This is a genomic window from Thalassomonas actiniarum (assembly GCF_000948975.2).
Classification (GTDB): Bacteria; Pseudomonadota; Gammaproteobacteria; order Enterobacterales; family Alteromonadaceae; genus Thalassomonas; species Thalassomonas actiniarum.
Map to the genome: position 1 here is coordinate 6,316,115 of NZ_CP059735.1, position 20,745 is coordinate 6,336,859.

18 protein-coding genes and 1 pseudogene are annotated in these 20,745 nt (G+C 49.7%); 5 read left to right on the forward strand and 14 right to left on the reverse strand.

The annotated features are described in order from the left end of the window. Nucleotides 1-2: 2 nt before the first annotated feature. Nucleotides 3-2,591, reverse strand: a complete 2,589-nt coding sequence (locus tag SG35_RS27475) for a M14 family metallopeptidase (RefSeq protein WP_044834294.1) — start codon at nt 2,589-2,591, stop codon at nt 3-5. A gap of 196 nt (nt 2,592-2,787) precedes the next feature. Between SG35_RS27475 and nfuA the strand changes: the two genes are divergently transcribed. Both nfuA and SG35_RS27485 read left to right on the forward strand, forming a co-directional pair. Beyond that, nucleotides 2,788-3,366, forward strand: coding sequence for a Fe-S biogenesis protein NfuA (gene nfuA, locus SG35_RS27480; RefSeq protein ID WP_044834295.1), 579 nt, complete (start codon nt 2,788-2,790; stop codon nt 3,364-3,366). Between the two features lie 69 nt (nt 3,367-3,435). Further along, a complete protein-coding gene (locus SG35_RS27485; RefSeq protein WP_044834296.1) occupies nt 3,436-3,693 on the forward strand; it encodes a hypothetical protein in 258 nt (85 codons plus the stop codon). An 18-nt stretch (nt 3,694-3,711) separates the two neighbouring features. Here SG35_RS27485 and SG35_RS27490 read toward each other — a convergent pair whose 3' ends face one another. Continuing rightward, on the reverse strand, nt 3,712-5,058 hold the full coding sequence (locus SG35_RS27490) for an MATE family efflux transporter (RefSeq protein WP_044834297.1): 1,347 nt from the start codon (nt 5,056-5,058) through the stop codon (nt 3,712-3,714). A gap of 104 nt (nt 5,059-5,162) precedes the next feature. Between SG35_RS27490 and SG35_RS27495 the strand changes: the two genes are divergently transcribed. Then, nucleotides 5,163-6,212 (forward strand): polysaccharide deacetylase family protein, encoded by a 1,050-nt coding sequence (locus SG35_RS27495; protein ID WP_044834298.1) that lies wholly within the window; start codon nt 5,163-5,165, stop codon nt 6,210-6,212. A 147-nt stretch (nt 6,213-6,359) separates the two neighbouring features. Here the strand turns inward: SG35_RS27495 and SG35_RS27500 are convergent, their stop codons facing one another. From SG35_RS27500 to SG35_RS27520, 5 genes and pseudogenes are all read right to left on the reverse strand, one after another. Continuing rightward, entirely contained in the window at nt 6,360-7,001 is a 642-nt protein-coding gene (locus SG35_RS27500; RefSeq protein WP_044834299.1) for an SCO family protein, read from the reverse strand. Between the two features lie 38 nt (nt 7,002-7,039). Further along, entirely contained in the window at nt 7,040-7,954 is a 915-nt protein-coding gene (gene cyoE / locus SG35_RS27505) for a heme o synthase (RefSeq protein WP_044834467.1), read from the reverse strand. A gap of 104 nt (nt 7,955-8,058) precedes the next feature. Further along, a pseudogene (locus SG35_RS27510) lies at nt 8,059-8,970 on the reverse strand (COX15/CtaA family protein); the annotation flags it as partial. A gap of 1 nt (nt 8,971) precedes the next feature. Continuing rightward, a complete protein-coding gene (locus tag SG35_RS27515; RefSeq protein WP_152646706.1) occupies nt 8,972-9,538 on the reverse strand; it encodes a hypothetical protein in 567 nt (188 codons plus the stop codon). Between the two features lie 7 nt (nt 9,539-9,545). After that, nucleotides 9,546-10,304, reverse strand: coding sequence for an SURF1 family protein (locus tag SG35_RS27520; RefSeq protein WP_044834301.1), 759 nt, complete (start codon nt 10,302-10,304; stop codon nt 9,546-9,548). Nucleotides 10,305-10,372: 68 nt separating this feature from the next. On the opposite strand from SG35_RS27520, the gene SG35_RS27525 reads away from it, so the two are divergent. Next, a complete protein-coding gene (locus SG35_RS27525; protein WP_044834302.1) occupies nt 10,373-10,582 on the forward strand; it encodes a DUF2909 domain-containing protein in 210 nt (69 codons plus the stop codon). A 56-nt stretch (nt 10,583-10,638) separates the two neighbouring features. Here SG35_RS27525 and SG35_RS27530 read toward each other — a convergent pair whose 3' ends face one another. The 6 genes from SG35_RS27530 to SG35_RS27555 form a co-directional block, all read right to left on the reverse strand. Next, complete coding sequence (locus SG35_RS27530) at nt 10,639-11,523, reverse strand: cytochrome c oxidase subunit 3 (RefSeq protein WP_044834303.1); 885 nt, start codon at nt 11,521-11,523, stop codon at nt 10,639-10,641. Nucleotides 11,524-11,564: 41 nt separating this feature from the next. Continuing rightward, complete coding sequence (locus SG35_RS27535) at nt 11,565-12,122, reverse strand: cytochrome c oxidase assembly protein (protein ID WP_044834304.1); 558 nt, start codon at nt 12,120-12,122, stop codon at nt 11,565-11,567. A gap of 12 nt (nt 12,123-12,134) precedes the next feature. Beyond that, a complete protein-coding gene (gene ctaD / locus SG35_RS27540; protein ID WP_236702647.1) occupies nt 12,135-13,670 on the reverse strand; it encodes a cytochrome c oxidase subunit I in 1,536 nt (511 codons plus the stop codon). A gap of 68 nt (nt 13,671-13,738) precedes the next feature. Beyond that, nucleotides 13,739-15,292 (reverse strand): cytochrome c oxidase subunit II, encoded by a 1,554-nt coding sequence (gene coxB, locus SG35_RS27545; protein ID WP_236702639.1) that lies wholly within the window; start codon nt 15,290-15,292, stop codon nt 13,739-13,741. 707 nt (nt 15,293-15,999) lie between these two features. After that, nucleotides 16,000-16,614, reverse strand: coding sequence for a transcriptional repressor LexA (gene lexA / locus SG35_RS27550; RefSeq protein WP_044834306.1), 615 nt, complete (start codon nt 16,612-16,614; stop codon nt 16,000-16,002). Nucleotides 16,615-16,740: 126 nt separating this feature from the next. Further along, a complete protein-coding gene (locus tag SG35_RS27555) occupies nt 16,741-17,214 on the reverse strand; it encodes an NYN domain-containing protein (RefSeq protein WP_201777819.1) in 474 nt (157 codons plus the stop codon). 165 nt (nt 17,215-17,379) lie between these two features. On the opposite strand from SG35_RS27555, the gene plsB reads away from it, so the two are divergent. Next, nucleotides 17,380-19,821, forward strand: a complete 2,442-nt coding sequence (gene plsB, locus SG35_RS27560; RefSeq protein ID WP_044834308.1) for a glycerol-3-phosphate 1-O-acyltransferase PlsB — start codon at nt 17,380-17,382, stop codon at nt 19,819-19,821. 54 nt (nt 19,822-19,875) lie between these two features. Here plsB and ubiA read toward each other — a convergent pair whose 3' ends face one another. After that, the gene (gene ubiA, locus SG35_RS27565; protein WP_044834309.1) at nt 19,876-20,739 is read right to left on the reverse strand and encodes a 4-hydroxybenzoate octaprenyltransferase; all 864 of its coding nucleotides are present in this window, start codon (nt 20,737-20,739) and stop codon (nt 19,876-19,878) included. Nucleotides 20,740-20,745 lie beyond the last annotated feature (6 nt).

The window sequence follows — 20,745 nt, forward strand, 5'->3', positions numbered from 1 at the left end:
CGTTATTTTCTCACCGGCGCATGGAAAGCTTTGGCAAAAAACAAACTGTTGGCCAGAAGCTTGGCACTGCCGTACCAGTAACCGCGAAAAACAAAGTTATCCGTGGTGGCAATAACCCTGCCCTTACCCAGGTTATGCGCCACCAGGGCACTGTTATTGGCGATACGGTTGACCAGGTTACGGTCGGTATAACCGCTTAACAACGGCTCTTCGCTATAGCTGGCAACACTGATGAAAGGTTCTGTCGGGCGATCCATGATCAGGGTGCTGTTTCTGAACATAGGCAATTCAGCCTTGTCATAACCATAGGCAAGGGGGTGACTGGTATCTAAGCGGGTATTAAAGATGGCGCCGGCAATACGCTTACGCCCGGCCAGTGCCTCTTTATCGCCATAGGTTAGATTCTCGGTATCAAACAGCTGATCTAACTGTTTATTGCTAACAAAATCGGCTTTTAACAATTCTTTGTCCGCGAGCCATTTCGCCCCCCGCTTTTGTGCAAACAAGGTGCCCCCCTGTTTCACCCAGGCACTCAGTTTAGTCACCGTTGCCTCCGGGAGCGAACTGTAGTTGCCGTCGACAAAGATCAGGTGGCTATAGTCGGATAGATTAACTTTCCCCAGCCTTTGCTGCTCTACCACGGAAACAGGAATATTGAGGAGCTCATCGAGGTAATAGCGGATCTCACCGGCTTCATATTGGGAAACGCCGGCGCCGCCCACCAGCAAGGTTTTTACCTGAGACAGGGGTCTTAATGAATTACTGCCAAAATCTATGCCTTGCGGGGTAAAACCTGTGCTAAAGCTGATCATTTCTATGTTATTGCTCTGACTGGCCCGCGCTACCAGTTCGCGCCAGTTCGCTTTCTTTTGCAGGCCGGCGGGGATCACTATAGTGCCGGGTTGAAAGCTGCGGTTACCCTTTGCCATCGCGGCGGTAAAAGCCTTGGTGGCGACCTTGGCCTTTATCCCTTGGGCCAGCAATTGATTGAGCATTTTGGGTGCCAGAAAATGGTGCCATTCAAAACCATAGGCATAGGCATTCTCATCTATATCCTGCGGCTGAGACTCGCTGCGCTGCCAGGTATTTTTAGCTAACTCCAATCCCCAGGCGCGCTCGACTTTTTGAAATTCAATATTCATCGCCAGCGCCATGGTCCAGCCGGAAACATCATAAAAGGTATTGTCGCGGAAATGGGTTTCCTGGTTGAACAGCGCCTGGATCACCCGGTATTGTGGCTGCTCCAGCGGCACATAATAACTGTTTTCTTTGCTGTATTGCTTGCCGTTATGGCTGTAGTCTTCCGTTAACGGATATACCTGGATTTGATGCTGTTGCAGCTTGTCTAAAAAAGCAAACAATCTGTGACTGTCCTTGCCCTCGTGCAGCAAGTAACCGCTGAATTTCTCCTTACCCGCCAGTTTCAGCCCCTGCTGATAAAACTTTTTACGATAGGCGGCTAATTTTTCTTTGTTTTTCCAGGCGCCTTCCACCGTCGACAGGGAAGTTAACAAATGGTTTTTAATGCCAAAATCAAAGGTCAATAACCCGTTGAGGGTATCCTGCTGCATACCCCGGCTGCTGGCTTGTTCAAACAGGATCCCTATGCTGCCGTTGATATCCGGATAGGTTGAACCTTTGCCGTAATAAAAATCATCATAATTTTCTTCACTGAAATATAAACGCTGCTCCTGATCCAGCGCCCGGGCATGAAAACCGGCAATGGCTTGCGTGAGGCGGGTATTTTCCTTTGGCGTCAGCGGATGGGTCCTGCTCGGTATGCCCGGCTGGAAAAAGTAACTGGAATTGGCCCCCATCTCGTGGTAGTCACCCAGAACATTAGGCTGATAATAGTGGAAATATTTCAACCGGTTACGACTCTCTTTTTGCGACAGCAATAACCAGTCGCGGTTAAGATCAAACCAGAAATGGTTGGTGCGTCCACTGGGCCAGCCCTGATGGTGTTCGATATGGTTGGCATCGGCATTGGCAACCGTACCGCGGAAGGTGGTTACCCAGTTGACAAACCTGTCCATGCCGTCGGGATTAATGCTCGGCTCCATCACAATAATGGTTTGCGCCAGCATCTCAGTCACCGCTTTATCCTGGCTGGCGGCATAATGATAGGCTGCCAGCATAGACGCATTGGCACCGCTGATCTCATCGCCATGGACACTATAGCCGAGCCAAACCACTAAAGGCCCGTCACTTTCGCTGTCTTTTTTAGCTGATTTCATCAGCGCACCGACACTTCTTTTTTCCAGCAGCGCATCCAGGTTGGCGAGATTTTCTTCGCTGGAGATAGTCACCAGCAGTTGCTGCCGGAACTGACTGCTTTGCCCTATCGGGGTCAGTTTGACCCTGGGACTGGCTTGTCCCAAGGTTTGAAAATAATTCAGCAGTTGATCATGTCTTATCTGGCGGTCGCCGACATCAAAGCCCAGCACGGCAGCGGGCTCCGGCACCCCCGGCAGATAATTATTTTCTTTTGCCAGATACTCGGATAAGGGAGCGGCAGAAACACTCTTTAAAACGAGGAAAAAAAAGAACCCGGCAAGCAGGGAACGAGAAAATAAACGCTGAAAAAACATGATGATTTCCTTTTGTAAGCAGGCATAAAAATAACAAACAAAAGCCATTGAAACCAGTAACAAAGCGATTATTTATTTATTATTATCCACAACTAGTGCTGGCACAGCTCATCAATGCAGAGTAAAATGGCCATACTTGAGTAAAATAGTCAGGTATAAATCCTTATTATACCTGTGTTGACAGTGAGTAGACACAATGATCAGTATTTCAGAATCAGCCCAGGCGCACTTTGTGAAGTTATTATCACAACAGGCGGAAGGTACAAGTATCCGGGTATTTGTTGTTAACCCCGGCACGGCAAACGCCGAATGTGGTGTCTCTTATTGCCCGCCGGAAGCGATAGAGCAGGACGATATCGAAATTCCTTTCAAGGATTTTTCCGCTTATATCGATCAGGACAGCAAACCATTTTTGGAAGAAGCAGAAATTGATTTCACCACAGATCAGATGGGCTCACAGCTGACGTTAAAAGCGCCGAATGCCAAATTACGCAAAGTGGCGGACGATGCCCCCTTATTTGACCGGGTCAATTACTTCCTGCAAACCGAAGTCAACCCGCAACTGGCCGGACACGGCGGTGAATGTACCCTGATGGAGATCACCGAAGACGGTTATGTTGTGCTGCAATTCGGCGGCGGCTGTAACGGCTGCAGCCAGATAGATGTGACGGTAAAAGACGGTATCGAAAAGCAGTTGCTGGCCACCATGGGCAATGAAATCGCCGGTGTCCGTGATATGACCGAGCACCAGCGCGGTGAGCACTCTTATTACTAAAGCCTTATTTACCAGCAAGAGCACAGGTCCGTAGCAAAGTCCCGACCTGCTCTTGAAGTAAAGACGTAAATGAAAGCTGTTTTCGAAAAGCTAGGCCAAAATCCCAAACAGAGTTTAAAGCTGTTTCTTCGGGGTTTTGGTCTTTTTATTGTCGGCGCCTTAGCCATTATCCTGGGTTATTTCACCGATCCCCTGTGGCAAATTCCCGGCCTGCTGTTGCTGGTGCCGGGAATTTTGATGGCCGCCATCGGCTACCTGGGTATTTTTTCCAACCGCCTGCTCAACATCTTTAACCGCACCCGGGTCAGGAAAGATCTGTTTAAATAAACCCAAGTGGCTTGCCCGTTATTTCTCCGGCATCACTTTACCTGCACCGGCAATATGAAAATGCCAGGCCAGGGTCAGGCCGCGCATCAGCATAAACACGGAAAACGCCGCCCATAAGCCGTGATTGCCATAACCCTGCAACAGCCACCACATGGGAAAAAAACAAGCAAAGGTAGCAATCAGCATGCTGTTACGCATCGCCCTGGCCTGCATTAAGCCGATATAAACGCCGTCGTATAAGTAACACCAGCAGCTGAGCAGAGGCAGCAAAATAATCCAGCTAAAGTACAGATTAGCCTGCGTCACCACGGAGGGAATATCCGAAATCAGGGTAATAAAATATTGCCCGCCGATAAGAAATGCCAGGCTATAAGCCAGGGCGAATAAGCCACTCCACACCAGAGAGATATTGACCACCAATTTAAGCTTAATATCGTCACCGGCCCCCTTGGCTTTACCCACCATGACTTCGGCGGCGTTGGCGATGCCGTCTAAACCAAAAGAGATCAGCAAAAGAAAATTCATTAAGATGGCATTGGCGGCGACAATCTCATCCCCCAGGCGCGCTCCCTGAAAGGTGATAAAGATAAAGCAAATTTCCAGACACAGGGTACGGATCAAGATATCCCGGTTAAGCTTAAAATATTCCATCAGGGCAACACGCCTGGTTAACAGGCGAAACCAGTTTTCACCCCGCAACACCAGCTTTAACCCACTGAATTTGCTACGTATTATCACCACCAACCCTAAGGTTAACCCCGAATACTCAGCCACCAAGGTTGCCAGGGCGACGCCGCGCACCTGCCAGCCCAGCCCCAGGACAAACACCAAATCCAGCACCAGGTTAATCAGGTTGGTGACGATCAAAAGTACCATCACGGTTTTCGCCTGGTGGTTGCCCAGGAGCCAGCCTAAAATCACCAGGTTGGCCAATGCCGCCGGCAGCCCCCAGATACGGATCTCGCTGTATTGCCGTGCATAAAACTGTACCTGCTCCGAGCCCCCCGCCAGGGACAGGGCAATATCCAGATAAAACCCCTGGAAAATAAGCACAACGGCAGCAATGAGCAAAGCCACCAGCACGCCGCGCATTAAGATGATCAAACCTTGCTGTTTATCCAAAGCCCCGTAGGCCTGGGCCGATAAGCCTGTGGTCGACATACGCAAAAAGCCGCACAGCCAGGTAATGGCGGTGATCAACATGGCGCCGACCGTACTGCCGCCGAGAAAATAAGCCTGATCTAAATGGCCGATCACCGCGGTATCCACCAGCCCGAGCAGGGGCACGGTAATATTCGACAAGATCATAGGGATCGCCAGGGTAAACAGTTGCTTATGCATATGGCTATTTTTTATCGACAACAAAAATTTTTCCTTAGATTCAAATCAAGAGATATTACGGATAAACTGGGTATTTTTACTAAAAAGCGTTATTTTTAATACTTATCCCGAAGAAAAAGAACATAGCCATGAAATTTCTCCTGCTGATTTTACTTTGTGCCTTTAACCTGAAAAGCGCACAAAGCGCGGTGATCCTACAATATCATCATGTCGATGATAACACCCCCGCCAGTACCAGCATTTCCCCCGACCAGTTCGAAAAGCACCTGGCATTCCTCAAAGCAAACGACTTTAAGGTGGTGCCCTTGTCCGAGGTGATGAACTCCATTAAAAAGCAACAACCTATCCCGGATAAAACCGTGATTATCACCTTTGATGATGCTTACCTTGATATTTTCACCCGGGCAAGGCCGTTATTGCAGCAGTATAACTACCCCTATACCGTATTTATCAATCCGCATCTGGTGGAGAAAGGCTACTCGGGTTTCTTAAACTGGCAGCAAATAAAGACCATGGCAGACACGGGCGCCATTATTGCCAACCACGGCTTAAAACATGACTCCGCCACCCGCAAAGCGGATAATATCACAGATAAAGAATGGCTGTTGCAATACAGCTACAACATTATTGAAGCCGAGCAGATCATCAAAGAAAAAACCGGCCAGAACTGGCAATATTTTTCTTATCCTTACGGCGAGTATTCCCCGGCTATTCAAAACTGGCTCAGGGACAATGATTATATCGGTTTTTCCCAGCAATCCGGCGCCGTAGGTTTAGCCACGGATTTAACCAGCGTGCCCCGCTTTCCGGCATCCCGTCCTTATGACAAACTGGTGAGTTTACGCGATAAGCTCTATTCCCTGCCCTTTAGCATCAGCCTGCCGGACAAGCAAGCCAATACTATCGTTAATTTTCAGCAGGCACCGGCATTGGGTTTTAAAATAATAGTGAACGACTTTTTGCCGAAGAAGCTCAGCTGTTATGTTTCCGGTTTAGGCCGCCAGCAAGTGATCTGGCAAGATGAAACTTTCTTTAGCATCAAGCTTGAAAAACCCTTAGCCCCGGGACGCCAGCGCAGCAATTGCACTGCGCCGAGTATCAGTCAGCCCGGCAGGTTTTACTGGTATTCCCGGCCCTGGTTTATCCTGGATAAAAATAACCAGTGGTACCCGCTGTAAAAACTCTCCCGGGAAACCAGCGCAGTAACTGCACTGCGCCGAGTATCAGTCAGTCCGGCAGGTTTTACCGGTATTCCAGGCCCTGGCCTTTCTCAAGTAAAGTCCGGGATAAAAATAACCAGTAGTACCCGCTATAAACAACTGCCGCTAAAATAACTTCACTATCCTGGCAAAGTCTTCCACCAGCACCTCGCCATTAACACCGGGAGGCTGGCCAATTTCATGTTCGGGTTTAAAGATGGCGCTGATATTGCCCTCGGGATTAATCAACACCAGAGAGGCGCTGTGATCCACCAGGTAGTTTTCATTTTCCTCATCATCTTCTTCCCCCATACCATTAATGGCATACATCAGGCCTAAATTTCGGGCAAAAGGAAACAACACTGAATGACCGGCCCTTAACGCCTTAAACTCGGGATTAAAATACCCTATATATTGCGCCAGCTTTTCCTGACTATCGCGACCGGGATCCACTGACACCAGGAGGATTTGGGTATTATCGCTGATCCCTTTGAGGTCTTCATAAATAAAATTCAGCTCCTGCAAGGTGGTCGGACAAACATCCGGACAAGAGGTATAACCAAAAAAGACCCAGGACCACTTGCCGACCAGATCCTGGTTATCAAATACCTCTCCGGTATGATCGGTAAGCTCAAAAGCATTAATCGCCCTGGGCTGCTGATAATACAAGGCATGCTTGGGCGGGGCCGAATGGGCCACCTGATAAAAGAACAACAGGCCGCTGGCAAGGGCAAACAAGGCAACCAGGCCATAAAGCATTTTATTCATAATAAGAAACTTTCCTCTGTTAAAGCGTTTGTCGGTGCTTACGCCACGGGTAATAAATAGTGATCAAGCAGTAAGATCACAAACAACAACATCAAATGGATAATGGAAAATTTAAAGGTATCCATGGCGGTATTGGCATCGGCGTGAAACTTTAACTTCCAGGCATAAATAAAGAAGATCAAGTTTAACACGATAGCCCCGATCAGATATAGCCAGTTACTCATGCCCACCAGGTAGGGCAGCAGGCCGACCACAAACAAGAGCACGGTATAGAGCAATATTTGCGTCTTGGTGAAACTGACCCCGTGGGTGACCGGCAACATGGGAATATTGACCTTGGCATAGTCATTTTTCCTGTGGATAGCCAGCGCCCAGAAATGCGGCGGCGTCCAGGTAAAAATCAACAACACCAGCAATAAGGCATTGGGATGGATCTCATTGGTCATCGCGGTCCAGCCCAATAACGGCGGAATAGCCCCCGCCAGGCCGCCGATAGTAATGTTTTGCGGCGTTGCCCGCTTTAAATACATGGTATAGACAAAACCATACCCCACCAGGCCGGCGGCAGTCAGACAGGCGGTTAACGGATTCACCAGGTAATACAAGATCACAAAACCCGACACCGCCAGTACGGTGGCAAAAACAATAGCATTGCGCTGACTGATGCGGCCATTGGGCATAGGCCGGTTATGGGTGCGCCCCATGATGCTGTCAATTTTTTCATCGACAATATGGTTAATCGCCGCCGCCGCAGAAGAAAGCAGCGCTATGCCCGCCATCGCCGGCAGCAATAATTGCCAGGGAATAGCGCCGGGCACGGATAAACTCATGCCCACCAGGGCGGTAAGCACCAGCAGGGCCACCACCTTAGGTTTGGTTATTTCGTAATAATCATGCCAGAGGGCTTTTTCAGCGATTGGCGCCTTGAGATCTACACTGGTGGTTTTAGCCATAAGGACCCTCATATTTTGCGTTTTAAACTGTAAGTCAAAGTGATCAGGATCAGCATCAGGCAGGCGGCCACCACGTTATGGCTGACGGCAACGCTTAAAGGCAGGGAGAACCAGATGTTGCTCACCCCGAGTGCCAGCTGACAGAACAAGATACTTGCCAGGCCAAGGGCGGTTTTCTTAAAAAACTGAGACCGGGCTTTACGGTAAATCACCAGCGCCAACCAGGCCAGATAGAGGGCAGTGACAATAGCGCCGAAACGGTGCATCACATGTATGGTCAGCCTTTCGTTATGGCCGAGATGGCCGAATTCATAACTGTCCCGTTTTGGCGGGATCAAATCGAAAGACTCGCTAAACGTCAGCCGCTGTGCCCAGCCGTCCTGGCAGATAGGCAATTCGGTACACACCAGGGCGGCATAGTTAGAGGAAGTCCAGCCGCCGAGGCCAATTTGCGCCGTTAAGATCACCACCCCAAGCAGGCCATAAGACCAGTATTTCTTGATCGGCCAGTCGCCGCTGGGGATACGGTAAGGTTTCAGCCTCAGATATAACAGGAATAACAAACATAAGGTGCAGAACCCGCCAAGCAGATGCCCCATCACTACCACGGGCATCAGTTTCATGGTAACCGTCCACATGCCCAGGGCGGCCTGGAAGATCACTAAAGCCAGCAGCGCCAGGGGCAGATAGACAGGAATCCCCAAACGCCTGTGCTTAAAGGATAAAACACTTATCACCAGAATAAGTAAACCTAAGCTACCGGCAAAATAGCGATGGATCATCTCATTCCAGGCTTTTTCCACCTCCACCGGACGTTCGGGAAAGGCCAGCTCAGCCTGCCGGATCTGCTCACTGGTTTGCGGTACATCAATAAAACCATAACAACCGGGCCAGTCGGGGCAACCCAGTCCGGCATGGGTGAGCCGGGTATAAGCCCCCAGGCTGACCACGACAAGCGCCAGTAAGATACTGATCAGCACCAGGTTTCTGATATTAGTCACATCTTGATTACCCATCTTATCCAATCCTCGAGTATTTCAGTAATTTTTTCAGATCGGCAAGAATACCTTTGCCAAACGCCGGCAAGTCTTTGCTTTCTTGCGGCGGCACATGGGATAACACCAGATTACCCAGGGGGTCGACGATATAAACCTGGGGCTGTTTAATGAGGTTGCGGGCTAAACTGGGAATAGGCTGAATATGCCAGCGTTTAGTTTGAATAGCCGCCAGCTGCTCTGCGGTTAACGCCTCGAAAATCAGCGCCACCGGCTTGACCCTGGGCATTTCCTTGCCCAGGGCAATATAGGTATTATTGACACTGGCCAGGGTCCGCTGGCATTGCAGGGTGCACTCTTGAGGCAAACGGTACAAAATCAGCCAGCTTTGATCAAAGTCCTGCTCCGACAATCCCAACTGCTCCAGGGTTAGGCCGCTTTCCAGCAGCTGCCCCTGGTTGGTCACCCCGTAGTTAAACCATTGTTGCTCCAGCGCCAGCTTGGCCAGCACAATCGGGACGATAAAGGCGCAGCAAACATAAATAAAACTGCGGCGTGATTTCTTTTGCGCTAAGGCACCCATACTCATATCCCTGTCATTTATTATTTTTGCTCTGCCTGTGATGATGCAAACTTGCCCACACCATCAATCCCAGAAAAGCGCAAGCCAGGCTGAACCACTGAAAAGCATAAGCCCTGTGCTTTTGTGGTGGCATAACAACCGCTTGCCAATTTTTTTTATATCCTATTGCTTCATTTTTATCTAAGTAAACAACAAAGGGCAATAGCTGTCGGGCAATTAACGGTGAAAATTTCTCCGGCTCTATCTGCTGGACCCTGAGCGGCCACTCATTTGCCGCCAGCAAGCGCGGTGGCAGTTGCTGTTCCATCAGCATCACCCCGGCTTCGAGCTTACGGACATTGCCCTTTAAGCTGTAGCTGCCGGATATCGGCTGGATCCGAGGCAATAATTGACGGTCCAGTGAGCCCGGCACCCAACCCAGATTCACCAGCAGTGCCGCTTGCCCCGACAGGAACACCTGAAACACCCGGTAACCCAAACGGCCATTGTCTATCTGGTTATCCAGAAAAAACAGCGCATTTGGTGCAAACTGCCCCTCAAGCAATACCGGCATATCATTAATATCCAGTCCCTGCTGCTCAAGCGCCAATACTTGGGTTAACGGCCGGGCATCCTCTAACTGATATTGGGAAATGCGTGTTAATCTCTGCTCTTTTTCCTCTGCCCGCTGAGATTGCCAGACACCAAGCTTGATTAATGAGGAAAATACCAGCAAGGTAAACAACAACCACAACAAATAACCCGGGGCTTTTTGATGCAGAGTGTTATTCATGCAAACTCATAAACTTGCACTGACCATCAGAGCCGTTTTTAGTAAAGCACAGGGAAAAGGAGGTTTTTATGTATCTCAAAATCATAGTTATAGGTTTACTTGCCTTTATGGTGTACAACTTATTCAGGGCCTTGTTTATCATGAATAAAAACGATCCTGAAAAACCTTCGATGACGAAATTTATCGGCCGGCGGCTGATGGCTTCCGTGGTACTGGTGATCTTGTTACTGCTGGGCATATTAACCGGTATTATTACCCCGAACCCGCGCCCTTTTTAGCCCGGGTTCGCTAAACTTGCGGCGTGCAGGAACAAACTCCCCTGCACGCCCTGTGCCTATAAGATGTAAACAAAAACGAATAACATCACCCAGACAACATCAACAAAGTGCCAGTACCAGCTTGCCGCCTGGAAGGCAAAGAAGTTATCCGAAGTAAAGTGCCCTTTAAATACCCGCAGCAGCACCACAAACAACATTATGGTGCCCAGGGTAACGTGCATGCCGTGGAAGCCGGTCAGCATATAAAAGGTACTGCCATAGATGCCGCTATCGAGATATAACTTCATTTCATCGGAATAACCGTGGGCATATTCCATCACCTGGAAGAATAAAAACACCACCCCGAGCAGCACGGTTAATCCGAGCCAGAATTTCACCATAGGACGCTTGCCTTCTTCGAGGGCGACGTGGGCCAGGTGAGCGGTAATGGATGAGGTCAACAGCAAAATGGTATTAAGCAATGGTAAGCCGTACCAGCCCATGGCGGTGGTTTCCGTGCCGTCCGGCGTTTTGATCAACGGCCAGGTGGCGGTAAATTCCGGCCACAAAACTTCCCCGGTCATAAAGTTATTGCCGGCGCCGTCGAGCCAGGGCACAGAAAATACCCGGGCATATAACAGGGCGCCGAAAAAAGCGGCAAAAAACATCACCTCGGAAAAAATAAACCAGCTCATACCCTGACGGAAAGAGCCGTCCATCTGGTGGCTGTACTTGCCGGACATGGACTCGGTGATCACATTATTAAACCAGCCGAACATCATATAAATGACCAGGGCAATGCCCGCCAGCAGCACATAACCGCCGAAGCTGCCTTCTTCACTTTTCAGGTTGGAGACATATTCCCCCGCCCCGACGGCAATTAAAAATAATGCTATGGCCCCGACAATCGGCCAGTGACTCTGGGCCGGGACATAATAAGTTTCATACTCTTTCGTTGTCATCACTATTCCCCTGTTTCACGCCTATTTCGCGTTAAATAACGTTATGAATCAGACTTTTCCGTAACATCATATAAGGTATAGGAAAGGGTTAATGTTGATACGTCTTCCGGTAGTTCTTCATCAACATAAAACTGCAACGCCATTTCCACCTCTTCGTTGGCCTTAAGCGGCTGGTGGTTAAAACAAAAACATTCTATTTTTTGAAAATAGTTGGCCGCCCTACCCGGCGATACCGAAGGCACCGCCTGACCGACGATGTCGCGCATCGACTGATTTTTCGCGTAAAACTTAACAAATTTCATTTCACCGGGATGTACTTTCACTTCATTTATCATAGGTTCGAACTGCCAGGGAATGCCCTGGGCGGTGCGGCTGATAAATTGTACGGTCACGGTACGTTCGCTATCGACACCGGCCCCCTTAACACTGGCCGCCTCGGTCGAGGTTTTGCCGTTAAGGCCGGTAATATCGCAAAACACATCGTATAAAGGCACCAAAGCAAAACCGAAACCGAACATGGCAAACACCAAGACCACCAACTTTTTAATGGTGTTATTGATCGCCTGCTTTTGCTTGTTTTGCTCAGGTACGTTATCCATAGTGTTTAGCCCTTATTTAATTTTCGGTGGTACTTCAAAGGTGTGGTAAGGCGCAGGACTGGCAACCGTCCATTCCAGGCCATCGGCACCGTCCCAAGGTTTAGCCTCGGCTTTTTTGCCGCCTTTGATGCATTTAAGCAGCAAGACCAGGAAGATCAATTGCGACAAACCAAAGGCAAAACCGCCGATACTGACCCATTTATTGAAATCGGCAAACTGCAGGGCATAGTCCGGGATCCGGCGCGGCATACCCGCCAACCCCAAAAAGTGCATCGGGAAGAACAAAATATTCACCGAGATCAGCGAGCACCAGAAATGCCACTTACTTAAGGCATCGTTGTACATATAACCTGTCCATTTCGGCAACCAGTAGTAGACGCCGGCATAAATAGAGAACAGGGCGCCGGTCACCAGCACATAATGGAAGTGGGCAACCACAAAATAGGTATCGTGATACTGGAAATCCACCGGCGTTAACGCCAGCATCAGACCGGAAAAACCGCCTATGGTGAATAACACCACAAAGGCCACAGAAAACAGCATAGAGGTTTCAAAACTGATGGCGCCGCGCCACATAGTCGCCGCCCAGTTAAAGACCTTAACCCCGGTGGGCACGGAAATCAGCATGGTACAATACATAAAGAACAACTCGCCAAACAGCGGCATGCCTGTGGTAAACATATGGTGCGCCCAGACGATAAAGGACAAAAAGGCAATAGACGCGGTGGCATACACCATAGAGCTGTAACCGAACAGTTGCTTGCGGGAGAAGGTCGGAATGGTGGTAGAGATAATGCCGAACGCCGGCAAGATCATGATATACACTTCCGGATGCCCGAAGAACCAGAAAATATGCTGGAACATCACAGGATCGCCGCCGCCGGCAGCATCAAAGAAGGTGGTGCCGAAATAGGTATCCGTCAACACCATAGTCACGGTCCCCGCCAGCACCGGCATCACCGCTATCAGCAGGTAACCGGTTATAAAGAAGGTCCAGACAAACAGCGGCATCTTCATATAGGTCATACCCGGGGCACGCATATTCATGATGGTGACCACGATATTGATCGCCCCCATAATGGAGGAGATCCCCATAATATGCACAGCGAAAACAAAGAAGGCCGTGCTGCCGTTGCTATAGGTAGTCGATAACGGGGCATAGAAGGTCCAGCCGAAATTCGGCGCGCCGCTCTCCATAAAAAACGATGCCAGCAAGATGCTAAAGGCAAAAGGCAATATCCAGAAACTCCAGTTATTGAGCCTGGGCAGCGCCATATCCGGCGCCCCTATCATCATAGGCAACATCCAGTTGGCCAGCCCGGTAAAGGCAGGCATAATGGCGCCAAAGACCATGATCAGGCCATGGACCGTAGTCATCTGGTTAAAAAAGTCCGGTTCGATAATCTGCAGCCCCGGCTGGAATAATTCCGCCCGGATCACCATGGCCATAGCGCCGCCGATAAGCAACATGATAAACGAGAACCATAAATACATAGAGCCGATATCTTTATGGTTGGTGGTATATAACCAGCGTTTAAAGCCGGTCATTTTATGATCATGATGTTCATCACCTTGGTGCGAATCATGTATAACTTCTGTAGTCATTTCCTTTCCCCCTACTTCGCACTTGCAGCGTCAATGTCTGCCGGTTGAACCAGATCGCCGGTATTGTTGCCCCAGGCATTTCTTTCATAGGTCACCACGGCGGCAATTTGTGTTTTTGTTAACTGAGCTTTAAAGGCCTGCATTGCCGGATTTTTCGCGCTGCCGTTAAGCACCATATCGATATGGCCCGCTTTATCTCCTGTGGTGATGGCGCCGCCTTTAAGGGCGGGAAATGCCGGCGGCAAGCCTAAACCTGTGGGCTGGTGACAGGCGACACAGCTGGTGTTGTAAACCTGCTCTCCCATGGCCATCAGCTCATCCATGCTATAGACCTTATTCAGATCTTCTTCTGCCGCAGGCTCTTCAGCCACTGGTGCTGCCGGTGTTGCTTCCGCTGCCGCCTTGACCGGCTCGCTGTCGGCACTGACATCCCCCGCAACCGCATTCACCTGCGAGGCCTGTACCGCATCCCCGGTATTGTTGCCCCAGGCATTACGCTCATAGGTCACTACCGCGGCAATTTCTTTTAAACTGAATTGTTTGCCATAACCCTGCATGCCGGTGCCGGCCTTGCCGTTATAAACGATATCGATATGGGCGTTAACATCGCCTAACGCGATCGGACTGTCTTTCAGGGCCGGGAAGGCCGGAGGCAAGCCGGCGCCGTTGATCTGGTGACAGGCGGCACAATTGGCAATATAGAGCTGCTCACCGAGCTGCATCAGCTCATCCATAGAAGCTTCAGCGCTCAAAGACGCTTTTTCCGCTGCCGCGGCCTGGGCGATCAGCATTTCCTGCTCTTTCAGCCAAAGGGCATAATCCGCTTCGGATCTGACATCGACCACAATCGGCATAAAACCGTGATCTTTACCGCATAACTCGGCGCACTGGCCGCGGTAGATGCCCGGCTCATCCACCTTAGTCCAGGCTTCGTTAATAAAGCCCGGGTTGGCATCCTGTTTTACCGCAAAGGCGGGGATCCACCAGGAATGAATAACATCATCCGACGTAATTAAGAAACGGACTTTTTTATTGACGGGAATCACCAGGGGCTTATCCACTTCCAACAGGTAATGCTCCCCCTTGGCGGCCGAGCTGCCGTCAAGATTTTCGTATTGCTCCCTGGGTGTGGATAACACGGAATAGAACTCTATATCCTGATCAAAATATTTATAATGCCATTTCCACTGAGATCCGGTGATCTGCACTGTGATATCGGCATCATCATTGTTTTCCATATCAATCAAGGTGCTGGTGGCGGGAACCGCCATGGAGATTAAGATAAGAATGGGAATTGCGGTCCAAAGCATCTCAACTTTGGTGCTTTCATGGAAAGTCGCCGGTTTGACCCCCTTGGAATGACGATGAAACGCCATGGACCAAAACATTGCCGCAAAGACTACAATGCCGATGGCAGTGCAGATGTAGAGCACCAGCATATGGAGATCATATACCTGCCTACTGATTTCTGTTACGCCTTGGGTCAGATTTAACTGCGAATCTGCCCATGCCGATCCGGAAAGTATACTTCCCGTGACCAGCGCCCCCAGGTTACGTCTGTTCACTCGACATCTCCTCTGTCCTGATAAAAATGCAAAAAACAGAAAACAAAAACACAGAGTACTACGCGGCTCGCCATTTCGAATTCTGTTATTTATTCTTGTTGTTATCCAAAGGGAGTTTTGGCTAAACCAAACCCCTTTGCCTTTACTATTTTCTCGAATCATTCCTTGATTGAATTCTGTTCTAGAATTACCCAAAAATCGGTCAGCGTCTAGCCTTTTGTGATTTAGATCAAAAAAAAACCGAATAAATACAGTAGAGTTAGCACTCTAAGTCGGCGACATAGCAGAGAATAAAAATAACGCAAAAGGCGTTCAAAAAGCAGACAAGACAAGCCTTGGAGAGCAGTTCATAAAATTATAAAAAGTCAAAAAATTTTTAGAAAAATTTCATCAAAAACAGGAAAATAAAAATAACGGACGTCTCAGTTAAAAAATAGCAAAAGTAAACATCTGTTTAAAAAACAGCCTACCCTGAATGATTCCTATTCAGTAATAACCAGGTAAAAAACCGCGAAACAGGCCGATAAAAAGTGAGCAATAACAGGAAATTTAGGACAACTGGGCATTTAAAATAACAGAGGATTTTGCTAGACAGCTCTGGATGAGGTGTTCTAAGTAGAGAGTTCGGCCCTGGAGGCCAGGCTAAAACCCGTACCTGGAAGTGATAACTCAAGGTTGCGCCAATAGCTGACGCAACCCGATATCATTTACATCCAGTCGGCGGAGCGGATCACCCCTACCGCTATGCCTTCGACATTAAAATGTCCGGCGCTCAAATCCACTTTGATCGGCGAAAATGCCTCATTTTCCGCGTGTAAATACACGACATTGCCTTCACGCTTAAAACGTTTCACCGTCACTTCATCTTCCACACGGGCCACCACTACCTGACCGTTATGGACATCCTGGGTCTGATGCACCGCCAATAAATCACCGTCCATGATACCGATATCTTTCATGCTTTCGCCGTTTACCCGCAGCAGATAATCCGCCGCCGGTTTAAACAAATTGGCATCGATCTGGTATCTGTCTTCAATATGCTCCTGGGCCAGGATAGGCTCACCGGCGGCCACGCGTCCCACCAGAGGCAAACCGGTTTCTTCGACATATTCTTCCGCCAGACGTATGCCACGGGACGTACCCGGCAACATTTCAATAAAACCTTTTTTCGCCAGCGCCTTTAAATGCTCTTCGGCGGCATTGGCGGATTTAAAACCAAAGAAATCGGCGATTTCGGCACGCGTCGGCGGCATACCGGTTTCAGAAATTTTTTCCTTAATCAAATCAAATATCTGTGATTGTCTTGGCGTTAACGGGCGCATAAGTATCCTGTTATTCTGTACAGTAATGTATACTGTCAGTATATACAGCCTTCGGATAAACGCAACTATTGTCTTAATATGAATGGTTTTTATTGCCAATAAAACCCTTTAGCCGCAGCCTTTTAACTACAGGAGCAGTGCCGGGGTAATGGCAATAAAGTCATCGGCGGCGCTCACCAGGGAGGCCGCAGTTAACTGAGGCACGCCGTATACCTGGCTGTTCACCTGGTAATCCTGCTTGATTTTGGTTAACAGCAAATCAAAGTCACCGTCCCCCGACAGCAAGACTACCGTATCTACGGTTTGGGCAACATCCATCACATCCAAGGTGATGCCGACATCCCAGTCCCCCTTGGCAGAGCCGTCGCTGCGCTGGATATACGGCTTTAGCTTGACGTTAAAACCTATATGTTTCAAAGCACTCTGGAATTTTTGTTGCTGCTCGTCGCCGCGGTTGATGGCATAGGCATTGGCAACCACTATGTCCCCCTGCCCACTTAATTGCTGCCAGAAACGACGGTAATTAAACTGCCGCCGGTACGCCTGGCGACAGGTATAATAAATATTTTGCACATCGACAAACACGGCAATTTTTTTCACTGATGACATCCTGAGATAAGCCCGGCCCGCCGCTAAGCTAACAGGAAAGCGGAATAAACTAAAGCGGCTTCAACAAAAACGACCAGGAATTAATCTATTTGCTATAAGGACAAGTTAATTTAAGGGTGTTAAAATGTCGCCCTTGATAAAGCTGGTCGAAACAATATGTTAGCACTACGTTCATTATTTTATTTATTATTAAAACTGCCGGTACGCCTATTAGTCCGCTGTAAAATCGTTCCTGACAACCAGGATAAATCCGCCGCTGCTGTGCCCGAAAAGCCGATTTTCTATATCGTGCGCTACCAGAGCGCCAGCGATCTGCTGGCGCTGCAAAGCGCCTGTAAGCAGCAAAAGCTGCCGGATCCCCTGGGCCAGGTCAAGCTGGGGGACAAGTTATTCCCCCGCACCTTATGTCTGGAAAAACCCTCTTCGGTATTGCCCTGGGGTACAGCCGGTAAAACCACCGCCACCAGCCAGGGGCTGGCAATATTAAACCAGCATCACCTGGACGAAGCACTCGATGCCCGGCTGATCCCCGCCAACCTGATCTGGGGACGCACCCCGGCCAAGGAAAAAAACGATGCCAATGTCGGCACCTTACTCGCGGATCAGGAATCCCCGAACTGGCTGCGCAAGTTTTTTATCGTCCTCTTCCTCGGACGCCATACTTTAGTGCGTTTTAGCCAAGCCCTGTCGTTCCGTTATATGGTAGACAAGCACGGCCATGACGAACGCACCGCCCATAAATTTATGCGTGTGGCCCGTTTCCATTTTTACCGCCAGACCATAGCCGCCACCGGCCCGCGCCTGATGCACAGGCAACAGATGTTTACCGCCCTGTTTGCCAACCCGTCCATCAAGCGGCTGATCGCCGACGAGGTGAAAAATAAAGGGCTTGATGAAGCGAAAGTGAAAAAACAGGCGCTGGCGATCATGGATGAAATTGCCGGTGATTACCGCGATTCCATGATACGTTTCGGCGAACGCATGCTCAGCTGGTTATGGAACCGCCTCTATGACGGCATCGAAGTCAAGAATGCCAAAGTCTTGCGTGAACTTGCCCAGGACGGCCATGAGATCATCTATGTGCCCTGCCACCGCAGCCATATGGATTACCTGCTGCTCACCTATGTTATCTACCATGAAGGCCTGGTCACCCCGCGTATCGCTGCCGGCATTAACCTGAATTTCTGGCCCGCCGGACCGATTTTCCGTAAAGCCGGGGCGTTTTTCATTCGCCGCAGTTTCCGCGGCAACCGCCTTTATTCGACGATTTTCCGCGAATACCTGGGTTTGTTGTTTGAACGCGGCTATTCGGTCAAATATTACTCCGAAGGCGGCCGCAGCCGTACCGGCCGTTTGCTGGCGCCGAAAACCGGCATGCTGGCCATGACCATCCAAAGCCTGCTCAGGGGCATAGACAGGCCGTTAACCCTTGTGCCTGTCTACATAGGTTATGAGCATGTGATGGAAGTCGGTACCTACCACAAGGAATTAAGCGGCAGCCAGAAGAAAAAAGAATCCATCTTCGGCGTGCTTAAGGCGATCAAAAACCTGCGCAATTACGGTAAGGGTTATGTTAATTTCGGCCAGCCGATGAATATCAACCAGTTCCTGAACCAGCAGGTGCCCGACTGGAAGTCAGCCATCGACCCGATCGATCCGCAAAAACCCAGCTGGTTGACCCCGAGTGTCAATGTGCTGGCCAACCAGGTGATGACCTCGGTCAACCGCTCTGCCGCCTTAAACGGTGTTGCCCTGACGGCACTGATTTTACAGTCATCGGAAAACAAGGCCCTGTCCAAAGCACAACTGGAAGCCCAGCTCGACTTCTTCCTGGATATGCAACGCCAGGCGCCATACAGCGACTTGCTGACAGTGCCACAAGAAAACGGCCGCGAGTTACTGGCCCATGTGATCAAGTTAGGCAAGGTTACCGTCAGCGAAGACAGCTTCGGCGCCATTGTTTCCCTGACCGGTTCCTCGGTATTGGAGATGCGTTATTACCGCAACAACATCTTACATACCTATGTCTTGCCTTCCCTGGTATGCCGTATCCTGGAATTCACCCCAAAAATCAATCACAACGAGTTGGTTGAACAAATCCAGAGAATTATTGCCCTGAGCAAGAGCGATCTGTTTTTATGGCAGGATGAGCCAACGGTGGCGCAGCAGGTTGAGCAGGTGTTAGCTTTCCTTGGCCGGCAAGACATTGCCAAACAAAGCAAGGCCGGTTTCTGGTCCCTCACCGATGACACCCAGTTGCGTACCAAAGTACGGCTAATGGGAGAATGTGTCGATGAAACCCTGCAAAGGTTTACCATCATCACTTCCCTGGTATGCCGTTTGGCACCGGTAGGCAAAGGTGATCTGGAAGAAAAAGTCGTCGCCATCGCCAAACGCCTGTCGGTGCTCAGCAATATCAATGCCCCGGAATTTATCGATAAAAAAGCCCAGGGCACCTTGATCAATGCCATGAAAGAGCAAGGTTATATCGGTGTCGATGAACAGGGACGCTTAATCGAGAGCACAGGCTTGGCGGAGCTGAAATCTATCGTCACCAACCTGGTGGATATCGAGGTGTTGCAAAGCATCGCCCGCTAACGGCTGATGCCCGCCGGGCAGCGAACTGCCCGGCCATTTAACGAAAAACCGGAATTAAAGGTATTCGATAAAGAAACCGGTGAAGATCACTAACCCCACCAGGTGATTATTTAAAAAGGCCTGAAAACACAACTCGCGCTTACGGCCGCTGATCAGCATTTGCTGATAACAAAACAGACCGCCGCAAATCACCAGACTCAAATGATAAGGCCAGCCCATGGCAAGCATCTCACCTACCTGTACCAGCAAGGCTAATGTGGATACCTGCAACAAACCGATAATACGCTTGTCGAAGCGGCCAAATAATATCGCGGTGGATTTCACCCCGATCTTGAGATCATCGTCCCGATCTACCATGGCATACATGGTATCGTAAGCCACCGTCCATAACAGATTGGCGGCGAACAATAACCAGGCCACCGTCGGTACCCTGCCCTCAAGTTCGCCAAAGGCCATGATCATACCCCAGCTAAAGGCTGCCCCCAGCACCACCTGGGGCAAATGGGTATAACGCTTCATAAAGGGATAGGCCGTTGCCAGGGCAAGGGCAATAAAAGAAAGTTGTATCGTGAACCAGCTCAGGGATAACACCAGCGCCAGGGCAATACCCAATAAAAAGCCGAATAACGCCAGGGCATCTTTTTCGCTGATCAAGCCGGTGATCAAAGGCCGGCCGCTGGTGCGCGCCACCTGGCCGTCCACCTTGCGATCAGCAAAATCATTGATGACGCAACCGGCGCTGCGCATTACAAAAACCCCCAGGCTAAAAATCACCAGCAATTCCAGTCCGGGGAAGCCGCCGGCCGCCACCCATAAGGCCCAGTAAGTCGGCCACAGCAAAAGATAACTGCCGATGGGTTTATTCAAGCGGGTGATCTCAACCACGCCCCGCCACTTAGTGGCAATATCATTTACCAAAACAAA

Bases quoted from the DNA above. Each gene is read 5' to 3' on its own strand.
- SG35_RS27515 (WP_152646706.1), bottom strand. From the start codon at position 9,538: ATGAGTATGGGTGCCTTAGCGCAAAAGAAATCACGCCGCAGTTTTATT.
- SG35_RS27535 (WP_044834304.1), bottom strand. From the start codon at position 12,122: ATGGATAACGTACCTGAGCAAAACAAGCAAAAGCAGGCGATCAATAAC.
- plsB (WP_044834308.1), top strand. From the start codon at position 17,380: ATGTTAGCACTACGTTCATTATTTTATTTATTATTAAAACTGCCGGTA.
- SG35_RS27530 (WP_044834303.1), bottom strand. From the start codon at position 11,523: ATGACAACGAAAGAGTATGAAACTTATTATGTCCCGGCCCAGAGTCAC.
- SG35_RS27485 (WP_044834296.1), top strand. From the start codon at position 3,436: ATGAAAGCTGTTTTCGAAAAGCTAGGCCAAAATCCCAAACAGAGTTTA.
- nfuA (WP_044834295.1), top strand. From the start codon at position 2,788: ATGATCAGTATTTCAGAATCAGCCCAGGCGCACTTTGTGAAGTTATTA.
- SG35_RS27495 (WP_044834298.1), top strand. From the start codon at position 5,163: ATGAAATTTCTCCTGCTGATTTTACTTTGTGCCTTTAACCTGAAAAGC.
- SG35_RS27500 (WP_044834299.1), bottom strand. From the start codon at position 7,001: ATGAATAAAATGCTTTATGGCCTGGTTGCCTTGTTTGCCCTTGCCAGC.
- SG35_RS27475 (WP_044834294.1), bottom strand. From the start codon at position 2,591: ATGTTTTTTCAGCGTTTATTTTCTCGTTCCCTGCTTGCCGGGTTCTTT.
- SG35_RS27520 (WP_044834301.1), bottom strand. From the start codon at position 10,304: ATGAATAACACTCTGCATCAAAAAGCCCCGGGTTATTTGTTGTGGTTG.
- cyoE (WP_044834467.1), bottom strand. From the start codon at position 7,954: ATGGCTAAAACCACCAGTGTAGATCTCAAGGCGCCAATCGCTGAAAAA.
- ctaD (WP_236702647.1), bottom strand. From the start codon at position 13,670: ATGACCGGCTTTAAACGCTGGTTATATACCACCAACCATAAAGATATC.
- lexA (WP_044834306.1), bottom strand. From the start codon at position 16,614: ATGCGCCCGTTAACGCCAAGACAATCACAGATATTTGATTTGATTAAG.
- SG35_RS27525 (WP_044834302.1), top strand. From the start codon at position 10,373: ATGTATCTCAAAATCATAGTTATAGGTTTACTTGCCTTTATGGTGTAC.